The following is a 10,624-nucleotide window of genomic DNA, read 5'->3' as shown; positions in this document are numbered from 1 at the left end:
GCCGTTCTCCCGCTCGGCGCGGGCCTTGTTGATCATCTGCTGGGTGCAGCCGGTAAAGCCGCCCGCGCCCACGGGGGAGCAGCTGTTGGTGCCAAAGCGGCCGACCGTCTCGTACGCCAGCACCTTGTTGCTCCAGGCTTCCGAAGTCGGCCTGTCCACGCCGCGCAGCGGAGCGGGGATGCGATAACGCTCACCCTCGGGCTTGCGGGCGCAGACGGTGATCTCGTCTCCGGTCGATGCCGGGCAGGGATCGTCGCCATAGACGATCACCTGGTTCACCTTATCGCTGCCGGACGTTTCCGCGCCATCCTGCGCCAGCGCCGGCGCGGCAAAGGCCAGGACAGCAGCGGTCGAGGCGATGGCGGTCCAGGTACGCAACATATTTCAGCTCCCATCAGGCGAAGCGCCTCGCCGCCGCTATAAGCCGCGAGTGCCTTGAATGATAGCTGAAGGCCGCGCGATTGGTTCCCGCGCCCATCACGCTTTTGACGATCAGATGCGTTCGGAAAGCTTGATCGCCACGCGGCAGCCCAGCCGGATCACGCCGGACAGCAGCGGATAGGCCGGTGCCCGTTCCGCCCCGCCGGCAATAGCCGCATCGTGATGCTCCCGCTCCTCGTCGCGGAACTTGGCGATGTGGCCGGACAATTCGGGGTCTTCGTCCCCCAGGTCATCCAGCTGCTGGGTATAGTGGCGGTCGATCTCGGTCTCCACCGCTGCCGTGCAGGCCATCGCCGCCTCGGGGCCGAGCAAGGCCGTCGCCGCACCCAGCGCAAAGCCCGCCGCCGACCATACCGGCTGCAGCAGCGTGGGCCGCACGCCGCGCTCCGCCAGCAGCTTGTCGAACACTTCGCGATGCGCGGCCTCCTGCGTCGCCATACCGGCGATCTCGGCGGCGCCAGGCGCGCGATTGCCCATCACCGCCAGCTGCCCAGCATAGATGCGGGTTGCGCCGAATTCGCCCGCCTGATCGACCCGCAACATACGCTCGCTGCGCTTATCCATCAGCCACTCTCCGGCCGCGCGTCAGAAGCAAGGCGATCGCCAGCGCGGCGGCGATCGAGAACAGGAAGTTCCATCCCGCCAGCGATATCCCGAACAGCGACCATGGCGCCACGTCGCAGCGGATCACCGGCGCGGCCAGGATCGCGGCCAGGGGGTCCTGCCCGCTGGCGAAGGGACTGGCGGTGCAGGCGGTGACGCCCTGCCACCAGCCATACTCTACCCCGGCGTGGAAACCGCCGATCAGTCCGGCCAGCGCGATAGCCACTGCGGCGAGCCAGACCAGCATGCGGTTCGGGATCACGAAGGCCAGGAACCCAAGCGCGAGCGCCGCAAAATGGGCATAGCGCTGCCACCAGCACATCTCGCAAGGCGGCAGGCCGAAACCGTATTGGCTGATATACGCACCCGCCAGCAGAAGCGCCGGCGTCAGCAGCGCCAGCCAGCGCGCGGCTTTTTCATCCGGCACAGATCACACCTCCCCGTTCGTGTCGAGCGAAGTCGAGACACATTGCACGCCGCCAGCATGTCTCGACTACGCTCGACACGAACGGAAGTGGGGATGAATTTCCGACCAAGGTTACTTCCGTGCCGCCAGCGCGGGACGGCCCGCCGTGCGGTCCAGCGTCTGGATCGCGTAGTGCAGCTGGAAGTCCTTGATGCCCTGCTTCTTCAGGTCTTCCGGCGTGGCGGTGAAACGCGGATCGTCCTTTTTGTCGGTTTCCAGCTCCTTGTCGTCCAGCGAGGCCTCGTTGATCAGGTGGCCGCGCAAGTCGCTTTCGCGCACCGCCCGATCCGCCCGCGCCTTGGCGTCGGGATCGGAAAGCTGGGGCACGCGGATGTCGGGATCGATGCCGCCTTCCTGCACCGAGTGGCCGGACGGCGTGAAATAGCGCGCCGTCGTCAGCTTCACCGCGCTGGTCTTGTCCAGACCGATCAGCGACTGCACGCTGCCCTTGCCGAAGCTGCGCTCACCCATGATCACGGCGCGATGCTGATCCTGCAGCGCCCCGGCCACGATCTCGGAAGCCGAGGCCGAACCGGCGTCGATCAGCACGATCATCGGCATGCCCTTGATCGCATCGCCCTTGAACATCGTTTCGGCCCGATAGAACTGGTTTTCCGATGCGACGCGGCCGCGCTGCGAAACGATGTCGCCCTTGTCCAGGAACAAGTCGGACAGCGCCACCGCCTCGTCCAGCGAACCGCCTGGGTTCGAGCGCAGATCGAGGACCAGGCCCGCCAGCTTGCCCTGCGGCGTCTTGGCCACCTGCGCCTTCAGGTCGTTGATCGCGATGTTCACGTCCTTGCCGACATCGCGCGAGAATTCGTTCACCGAGATCACGCCGACATCGCCCTTCAGCTCATGCGTGACCGGCTCCAGCTCGATCACGCCGCGCGTCACCGTCACGTCGAACGGCGCATCGCGGCCGGTGCGGAAGATCGTCAGCCGGATCGGCGTGCCTGCGGGGCCGCGCATCTTCGCGACCGCCTCGTCCAGGTCCCGTTCGAAATAGAGCGTACCGTCCAGGTGGGTGATGAAGTCCCCAGCCTTGATTCCCGCCTTTTCCGCCGGGGAGCCTTTGAACGGCGAGACCACCTTCACCGCCCCGTCCTCTTCCACCACGGAGAGGCCAAGGCCGGTGTAGTTGCCGTCGATCATCGTCTCGATCCGCTGCAGCGAGGGGCCATCGAGATAGGTCGAGTGCGGATCGAGGCTGGCAAGCATCCCGTCGATCGCGCCCTTCAGCAGCTTGTCGTCGCTCACCTGGTCGACGTAATTGTCCTTCACCAGCTGATAGATCGCCAGCAGCTTGCCGAACTGCGGCCCGCTGCGCGCATCGACCGCCGCAAGGCCCGCCGTGGCGGTGGGCAACAGGGCGACGGCGCTGACCAGCATGGTGGCGCGCAGGAGAGGAGCGAATTTCATCGGCTAATGGGAGCCTCTCGTTTCCAGCAGAGCCCATCCGGCTTCCGCGTAAGTTCCCCCATTCTAGTGACGGCGGCGGGGGTTGGCCAGTGGCTGTCTTGAGGGCAAACAACGAAGCGTCACGGCGTAACCCCTCCCGTTCGTGTCGAGCGGGGGTAAGGACACGGACCCGGAAACACTCACGCCCCCCGCAGGTATTGCAACGGGTTGACCGGCACGCCGTTGCGCCGCAGCTCGACGCCCACTTGCGGGCGGCCCGGCCCGGCCACGCCCAGCGGTGAGCCTGCCACCACCTGCTGCCCCACCGCCACGTCCAGCCGCGCCAGGCCGGTGACGAGCGAGGCCCAGCCGCCCTCATGCTCGATGATCACGATCTGGCCGTAACCGCGATAGCGCCCGGCAAAGGCGATCCGGCCCGAGGCGGGCGCCACCGCCTGCGCGTTGGGCCGCACCGCCAGCAACACGCCGCGCGACCGCGATTGCCCCGCGCCCTGCTCGCCAAAACCGGTGACGAGGCGGCCGGTCAGCGGCAGCATCCACGCGCCCAGCCCTTGCGGCGTGGGAATCGCCGCGGGCGGATCGATCACCCGCGAGTCCTCCGGGCGGGGCGGACGGATAATCGGGCCGGGTAGCCGTGCCAGCGCCTCACGCAGCTGGCCCTGACGGCCGATCTCCCCCACCAAATCGCCCAGGTCGCGCGCCCGCTCCGCCAGCATCAGCGCGCGCTCCGCCTCGCGACTGGCGATGCCCGAAACCTGCCTGCTGGCGATCCGCTGCCGCGCCTCGACCGCCGCCAGCTGGCGGCGCTTCTCGTTCAATTGGTTCTCACCGGCGCGCAGCTGGTCCGACGCGGCGCGCGCCGATCGCTCCAGCGCCTGCGCCCGGGTGATCTCGGTGCGCAACGCGGCGGTGCGGCGCTCCACTTCGGGCAGCATCGTCTGCAACAACGCCCGCATGGTGACGAGATCGCGCAGCGAGCCGGGCCGCAGCAGCGCCAGCACCGGGGGACGGCGCGAAAGCCGCTGGAGCGAGGCAGTGAGCCGCACCAGCGGAGCCTGCCGCTCGGCCATGCGGGCGCGCAAGGCCTGGCGGGCGGCGGCGATCAGCTTGACCCGCGCCTCCTGCGCCGCGATCTGCGCCTCGGTTTCCTGCACGCGCGCAGCCAGGGCCGCCGCCTCGCGCGCAGTGCGGTCCGCCTGCAGGGTGACGGCACGGGCCTGCGCTTCCAGCGTCTCGGCCCGGCGGCGGGCAGCGTTACCCTCGGCCTGGGCCGTCGCAAGCTCGCGGCGAGTCTGCGCGGCATCGGCGGGCGGGGGAACAGGCGCGTCCTGCGCGGTGGCGGTAAGCACGATCCCGGCAACGGCGGGAAGCGCGGCTAGGAGCAGCCATAGCCGCCGCCCGCCCTTTTTTCCGCCATCCGCGCAAACGCGGGGTGCCATCTGACAAGGCTGCGCCAAAGCAAGCCTCTGGAAAGGAGTTTCCGCTGCTGCGGGTGTAACGAGGAAGGGCAGAGTCGCCACTCTCACCCCGCCCGGTGGTAGGGATGACCGGCGAGGATACTGGTCGCGCGCCAAAGTTGTTCGGCCAGCATCGCGCGGACCATCAAGTGCGGCCAGGTCATCGCACCAAAACCCAGCAGCAGGTCCGCCTGCCCCCGCGCGGCATCGCCATGGCCGTCCGCCGCGCCGATCAGGAAGCGCGCCTCGCGCACACCTTCGTCCCGCCAGCGGCCCAGCAGTTCGGCGAACGCTTCGGACGAGAGCAGCTTGCCCCGCTCATCCAGCAGCACCTCACGCACGGGCGTATGCGCCACAGGCGGCACGCGGCCGCCCACGTCGGGCAATTCGGTATGACGAAAAGGCCAGGTCAGCCGCTTGGCATAGCGGTCCACCAGCTCAGCTTCGGGCGAGCGGGCGATCTTTCCCCTGGCGATGATGTGCAAGAGCATGGCCGCCGTGGTAGCGCCACGGCCCCGCTACGGCGAGGGGCAATGTAACGGCGGCTCCCGCAATCGCGGGTGTGCCGGAGCCATGGGACGCGTCCTGCCGCGCGCGATCAGGCCGCGCCGGCGCCGCCTTCGCCAAAGCCCCACATGCGCTCCAGATTGTAGAACGTGCGCACTTCCGGGCGGAACAAGTGGACCACCACGCCGCCGGCATCCACCAGCACCCAGTCTGCCGCGGGCAGGCCTTCGATGCGGGCATGGCCGTGGCCGCCGTGCTTGAGGCGCTCCGCCAGCTTCTGGGCGATCGCAGCCACCTGCCGGCTGGACCGGCCCGATGCGATCACCATGTAATCGGCGATGCTGGATTTGCCGTCGAGATCGATGGTCACGACCTCCTGGGCCTGATCGTCATCGAGCGATTGCAGGACGAGCGCCAGAAGCGGATCGTCCGACCCTGCGGGCATGGCAGGCCCGGCGGGGTTCGCGGTGCCGGTCGAGACCGGCTGTAGATGTGCCTGGGGCATCTTGAGTAAAGTCAGCTCCTCTCTGCTGATGAAACGCACGATCGCGCCGCAAGTGCGTGCGATCGGTAAGTAGAAACAAAATGATGCATGATGATGAAATGGTGCGGAAAGCGCGGGAGGGCAAGTTGCCCGCTCACGCAGAATGTCCGGTTATGGCGCGATGGGTGACCTGATCACGCAAGCCGTGCCGCAAGAGCGACGACTGCTGCGCCCAGTCCGGATCGGCGCGACGGATATCCGTCGCCGAGCGCGGGTCGGGATCAAAACGCAAGGTCAACAGCGCAGGCGCGCTCCACGAATCCCGGAACTTCAAGCAGGCGGGTGACTTCCGGTTTCGTCCCAGCCAGGCCATCGCGGGGCTCGCGACAGCGGCGCTATCATAGCCCGGACGCGCCACCACGGCAATCGGCATCGATCGTGCGATGCTCCGCCAGTCGCGCCAGCGGTGGAACTGGGCGAGATTGTCCGCGCCCATGATCCATACGAAGCGCCGTTTCGGGTACCGCCGGATCAGCCGCCGCAAGGTGAGCGCGGTGTAGGCGGTGCCGAATTCCCGCTCGATCGCGGTGACCCGGATCGGCGCACGCCGGGCCTGCGCCCGTGCCGAGGCATACCGTGCCGCCAGCGGGGCCATGCCTGCCTTGGGCTTGAGCGGATTGCCCGGGGAAACCAGCCACCACACCTCTTCCAGCCCCAGCGCGCGCATGACTTCGAGCGAGACCTTGCGGTGCGCACCATGCGCCGGGTTGAAACTGCCGCCGAGCAGGCCGGTGGGGATGCTCATGCGGCTTCACGCGGCGTGAGGATAAAAGAAAGAAGGAAATGGCTCGCGCAGAGGCGCAGAGGCGCAGAGGAGTCGCGGTGGGCCGTCAGGCCCCTTCGCATTCCGTCGACGCGGTTGATCGAGCCGTAGATAGAGAAGGCGGCTTCGCCGCAGGAGCCACCTCTCTGCGCCTCTGCGCCTCTGCGCGAGCTAATCTTCTTCTGCTTGTCTCCGCGGCTCCGCGCCTCCGCGTGAAACGTCATCGCGTGAATCAAGGTCAGGGCCGGGTCTGGCCAGTCCCACGCACCTGCCACTTGTACGTCGTCAGTCCCTCCAGCGCGACCGGCCCACGGGCGTGGAGGCGGCCGGTCGCAATGCCGATCTCCGCGCCGAGGCCGAACTCGCCGCCATCGGCGAACTGGCTGGAGGCGTTGACCATAACGATCGCGCTGTCCACTTCGGCCAGGAACCGTTCGGCATGGGCTTCGTCGCCGGTCACGATCGCATCGGTGTGGTGCGAGGAATGGCGGGCGATATGCGCCAGCGCCGCATCCAGCCCGTCCACCACCGCCACGGAAAGGATCGCATCGAGATATTCGGTATCCCAATCCTCGTCGCTCGCCGCGCCGATTCGCGGATCGAGAGCCTGGGCCCGGGCATCGCCGCGCAATTCGCAGCCCGCGTCGATCAGGTCACCCACCAGCGCGATCGAATCGCCGAACTGCACGTCGAGCAGCAGCGTCTCCATCGCCCCGCAGATGCCGGTGCGGCGCATCTTGGCGTTGAGCGCCACCTTGCGCGCCATCTCAGGATCGGCGCCCGCATCGATGTAGGTGTGGCAGATGCCATCGAGATGGGCGAGCACCGGCACCCGTGCATCCGCCTGCACGCGCGCCACCAGGCTCTTGCCACCGCGCGGCACGATCATGTCAATCAGCCCCGCCGCCGTCAGCATCGCGCCGACCAGGGCGCGGTCCTGCGAAGGCATCAGCTGCACCGCTTCCGCCGGGACGCCCGCAGAGGCCAGCCCGCTGGCGAAGGCGGCGTGGATCGCCCGGTTGGAGTGAATCGCCTCCGTGCCCCCGCGCAGCAGCACCGCGTTGCCAGAGCGCAGGCACAGTGCGGCGGCATCGGCGGTGACGTTGGGGCGGCTTTCGTAGATGATCCCAATCAGTCCGATCGGGATCCGCACGCGCGAGAGCTGCAGGCCGTTGGGCCGCTCGCTGCGATCGATCACCTGCCCCACGGGATCGGGCAGCGAAGCTACCTGCTCCACCGCGTCGGCCATCGCCGCCAGCCGCTTGGGATCGAGCCGCAACCGATCGAGCAGTGCGCCCGACAGGCCCTTTTCCTCGCCGGCCGTAACATCGCGCGCATTGGCCTCCAGGATCGCGGCCTGATCGGCACGCAACTGTGCGGCCACCGCACGCAAAGCGGCAGTCTTCTGCGCATCGGACAGTAGCGCGACTTGTCGCTGCGCGGCGCGGCCCGCCGTTGCCAGGCCGGCGACCAGCGCCTCCGGGCTCTGCCCATTCGCGGCTGCAAGATCGGATTCGTGGGCGATGACGGGGCTCTGGATATTCATGCCCGCCACCTATCATCGCAGCCCGACGATGTCACGGCAGACCCAGCGTTCCCGCCGAAACCTCAGCTTGCCGCAAGACTCCCTCCGCTCAACTTCGTTTGGCATGTGCGCAAGGCAGGCGGATTCGCGTTTGTGACAGTCCATGGCTAGGGCGCGCCTCAAGACAGTATAGTTGCGATAGCGGGGTTAGTTTTGAAAATGCCAGCCGCCGACGCGGTTCGATCGCGTCTGCGGACCCTTTTCCCCGAGCGTGAATTCTTCATGCGCTCTCAGGGCCAGGTCCGATTTATCAAGGTTTCCACGAAAGTTCAGACGCTTGGCGCCGTGGGCGTGGTATCCTTCCTCTCCGTGTGGGTCGGCACGATGGCGAGCGCTACGCTCTCGCAATGGTCGGCCACGCAGGAACAAGCCGCCCTGCAGGCGCGCGAGGCCCGAATCGCCACCGCCCAGAACCGTGTCGACGCCTATCGTCAGGACGTGCGTGCAGTGGCCGCAGACCTGGAACGGCGTCAGGAATTCATCCAGCGCATGGTCGAGGCCCACCTGGGTGATCTGCCCGACGATATCCAAGGCGGCGATGCTGCGTCGGACGACCGGGACGAGACGTCCACCACCGTCAAGAAGCTCAGCATGGCGATGCCCGAGGCCGCGCAATTGGCGCAATTGGAGGCTGCGCAGCTTTCCTTTGTCGAGCGGTTGACCCGCTATGCGGACCGTCGCTCCACCCGTGCGGCGGATTCGATCCGCAGGCTGGGCCTCAATCCTGGTGCAATGATCGCCCGTCGTTCTGCCGAGGGTGGTCCTCTGCTGCGCCTCGCCACCGCGCGTGACGGCACGGTCGATCCCCGCTTCCGGCAAATGGGCGCTAGCCTGGCCCGCATGGACGCGATGGTTTCCAGTCTCGCCAGCGTGCCGCAAGTGCAGCCCGCGCATGTGCCGTTCGTCTCATCCAGCTTCGGCTATCGTGCCGACCCGTTCAACGGCGGCGCAGCGTTCCACGCAGGCCTCGATTTTCCCGGACCGATGGGCTCGGCGATCTACGCCGCCGCCAAGGGCCGTGTGACCTTCGTCGGCCAGAAGCAGGGCTATGGCAACTGCATCGAGATCAGCCACGGCAGCGGCCTGGTCACCCGCTATGCCCACTTGTCGGGCTTCGGCGCGCGCGTCGGGCAGATGGTGGAGCCGGGCACTCGCATCGCAGCTATGGGCAGTACTGGACGTTCCACCGGCCCGCACCTGCACTTCGAAGTGCGCATCAATGACCAACCGGTGAACCCGCGGCCCTTCCTGGATGCCGCTCAAAACGCGCAGGCACGCTCATGATAACCCCAAGGACTCCCTCTTCCATGTCCAAGCCCATCGGCAGCCATCGCCCGCTTCACGGCTCCACCACCAGTATTCTGGGGGGCGACACCGCGATCTCGGGCAATATCAGCGCCACGGCGGACCTGCACGTCGAGGGGCGCGTCGAAGGGGACATCACTTGCACCGCGCTGATCCAGGGCGAGGGCAGCGAAGTGATCGGCGCGATCATGGCCGAATCGGCCCGCATCGCCGGTCGGATCGATGGTTCGGTGACGGCGCGCGAGGTCGTGATCATGAAGTCCGCACGCATTCGCGGCGACATCATCTACGATGCACTGACGATCGAACAAGGCGCGCAGCTGGACGGCCGGCTGACCCCGCGTTCGAATCAGGCCCAGCCGGTATCCCGCCCTGCCGCCGTTGTGGAGCAGCCATCGGAACTGGCGCGACTGGTGCTGGCCTCTCCCACCGTGGAAGCCGAGGGCTGAGTTTATACAAGGCGCTGGGGCGTCCGCGACTTCGGCGCTCCGGCCTCATCAACCTGAACGCGCTTCGGGATCTCTACTTTCTGGCGCCAAATGGACGCGCTATCTCGAATATCGCCGTCACTTGATCCCGCATCCCGTTCGTGTCGAGCGAAGTCGAGACATGGCGATTCTACGCAAAAGCGTCTCGACTACGCTCGACACGAACGGCGTTATGGGTTTTTTGGGACAAACGAGAGGCGAGCCAACCCGCCCCTCGCTCGTAGAACTCAACCCCGGCGTTCTTCCGCTTCTGCGGCGCGCTTGGCTTCAAGCCAGGCGGCGGCTTCGGCTTCCTGTGCGGCTTCGCTGGCGGCGACGCGCGCATCTTCTCGCTCCTGGCGCAGCTCTTCCAACAGAGCCTGGCGATCATCGCCGAGACGCTCGTCATCGCGGCCATCGTCCTCGATGCCGGCCTTCTTGGCGGCCTTGGCGACGATCGCGTCCAGCTCGCGCTGCGAGCACAGGCCCAGCGTCACCGGGTCCTTCGGCGTGATGTTGCTGATGTTCCAGTGGCTGCGATCGCGGATCGCGGCGATGGTGTTGCGGGTGGTGCCGATCAGCTTGCCGATCTGCGCATCGGACACTTCGGCGTGGTTGCGCAGGATCCAGGCGATGCCGTCCGGCTTGTCCTGACGCTTGGAAACCGGCGTGTAGCGCGCGCCCTTGGTGCGGCTGACGGTGACCGGCGCCTTCTGCATCTTCAGTTTGTAGGCGGGATCGGCCTGGCCCTTCTCGATCTCCTCCATCGTCAACTCGCCCGAGCGGACGGGATCACGGCCGGTGTACTTGCTGGAGGCCAGATCATCCGCCATCGCCTGCACTTCCAGGATGTGCAGGCCGCAGAATTCGGCGATCTGCTCAAAAGTGAGGCCCGTGGTGTCGACCAGCCACGAAGCGGTCGCGTGCGGCATCAGCGGAGTGGGCTGGCTCATGTCTCTTGGTCCCGATCGATGCCGGACGAACGAAAGAGCATCCGGCGCAAAAACAACAAGGGCCGCCCCTTTGCGGAGCGGCCGTACCGGGTTGATCTAGGCAATCGCGGC

12 protein-coding genes are annotated in these 10,624 nt (G+C 67.2%); 2 read left to right on the top strand and 10 right to left on the bottom strand.

Going from position 1 to position 10,624, the window contains the following annotated elements; genetic code table 11:
- The 9 genes from ACHWRX_RS05060 to ACHWRX_RS05020 all read right to left on the bottom strand — a co-directional run.
- Window positions 1-381 (bottom strand): hypothetical protein (locus ACHWRX_RS05060; protein ID WP_394658334.1); only part of this gene is annotated, 381 nt, incomplete at its 3' end.
- Between the two features lie 111 nt (window positions 382-492).
- Entirely contained in the window at window positions 493-1,005 is a 513-nt protein-coding gene (locus ACHWRX_RS05055) for a demethoxyubiquinone hydroxylase family protein (RefSeq protein ID WP_058737417.1), read from the bottom strand.
- Window positions 998-1,471: a disulfide bond formation protein B gene (locus ACHWRX_RS05050; RefSeq protein ID WP_394658333.1), complete on the bottom strand. Its 474-nt coding sequence runs from the start codon at window positions 1,469-1,471 to the stop codon at window positions 998-1,000. Before ACHWRX_RS05050 ends, ACHWRX_RS05055 begins: the two co-directional genes overlap by 8 nt.
- Before the next feature lie 111 nt (window positions 1,472-1,582).
- Window positions 1,583-2,932, bottom strand: a complete 1,350-nt coding sequence (locus ACHWRX_RS05045) for a S41 family peptidase (protein WP_058737415.1) — start codon at window positions 2,930-2,932, stop codon at window positions 1,583-1,585.
- A 179-nt stretch (window positions 2,933-3,111) separates the two neighbouring features.
- On the bottom strand, window positions 3,112-4,371 hold the full coding sequence (locus tag ACHWRX_RS05040) for a murein hydrolase activator EnvC family protein (RefSeq protein ID WP_394658332.1): 1,260 nt from the start codon (window positions 4,369-4,371) through the stop codon (window positions 3,112-3,114).
- An 83-nt stretch (window positions 4,372-4,454) separates the two neighbouring features.
- Entirely contained in the window at window positions 4,455-4,880 is a 426-nt protein-coding gene (locus ACHWRX_RS05035) for a 23S rRNA (pseudouridine(1915)-N(3))-methyltransferase RlmH (RefSeq protein ID WP_058737414.1), read from the bottom strand.
- Between the two features lie 107 nt (window positions 4,881-4,987).
- A complete protein-coding gene (gene rsfS / locus ACHWRX_RS05030; protein WP_058737433.1) occupies window positions 4,988-5,341 on the bottom strand; it encodes a ribosome silencing factor in 354 nt (117 codons plus the stop codon).
- Window positions 5,342-5,534: 193 nt separating this feature from the next.
- On the bottom strand, window positions 5,535-6,185 hold the full coding sequence (locus tag ACHWRX_RS05025; protein WP_183615797.1) for a nicotinate-nucleotide adenylyltransferase: 651 nt from the start codon (window positions 6,183-6,185) through the stop codon (window positions 5,535-5,537).
- A gap of 256 nt (window positions 6,186-6,441) precedes the next feature.
- Entirely contained in the window at window positions 6,442-7,749 is a 1,308-nt protein-coding gene (locus tag ACHWRX_RS05020; RefSeq protein WP_394658331.1) for a glutamate-5-semialdehyde dehydrogenase, read from the bottom strand.
- 261 nt (window positions 7,750-8,010) lie between these two features.
- Between ACHWRX_RS05020 and ACHWRX_RS05015 the strand changes: the two genes are divergently transcribed.
- Both ACHWRX_RS05015 and ACHWRX_RS05010 read left to right on the top strand, forming a co-directional pair.
- The gene (locus ACHWRX_RS05015; protein WP_394658330.1) at window positions 8,011-9,072 is read left to right on the top strand and encodes a M23 family metallopeptidase; all 1,062 of its coding nucleotides are present in this window, start codon (window positions 8,011-8,013) and stop codon (window positions 9,070-9,072) included.
- A gap of 23 nt (window positions 9,073-9,095) precedes the next feature.
- Complete coding sequence (locus ACHWRX_RS05010; RefSeq protein ID WP_183615795.1) at window positions 9,096-9,542, top strand: polymer-forming cytoskeletal protein; 447 nt, start codon at window positions 9,096-9,098, stop codon at window positions 9,540-9,542.
- Between the two features lie 266 nt (window positions 9,543-9,808).
- Here ACHWRX_RS05010 and ACHWRX_RS05005 read toward each other — a convergent pair whose 3' ends face one another.
- The gene (locus tag ACHWRX_RS05005; RefSeq protein WP_058737408.1) at window positions 9,809-10,513 is read right to left on the bottom strand and encodes a DUF1013 domain-containing protein; all 705 of its coding nucleotides are present in this window, start codon (window positions 10,511-10,513) and stop codon (window positions 9,809-9,811) included.
- Between the last annotated feature and the right edge of the window lie 111 nt (window positions 10,514-10,624).

This window comes from uncultured Novosphingobium sp., from assembly GCF_964277725.1.
In the GTDB taxonomy this organism is placed as follows: Bacteria; Pseudomonadota; Alphaproteobacteria; order Sphingomonadales; family Sphingomonadaceae; genus Novosphingobium; species Novosphingobium fluoreni.
This window is presented reverse-complemented; position numbering and strand designations above follow the sequence as displayed.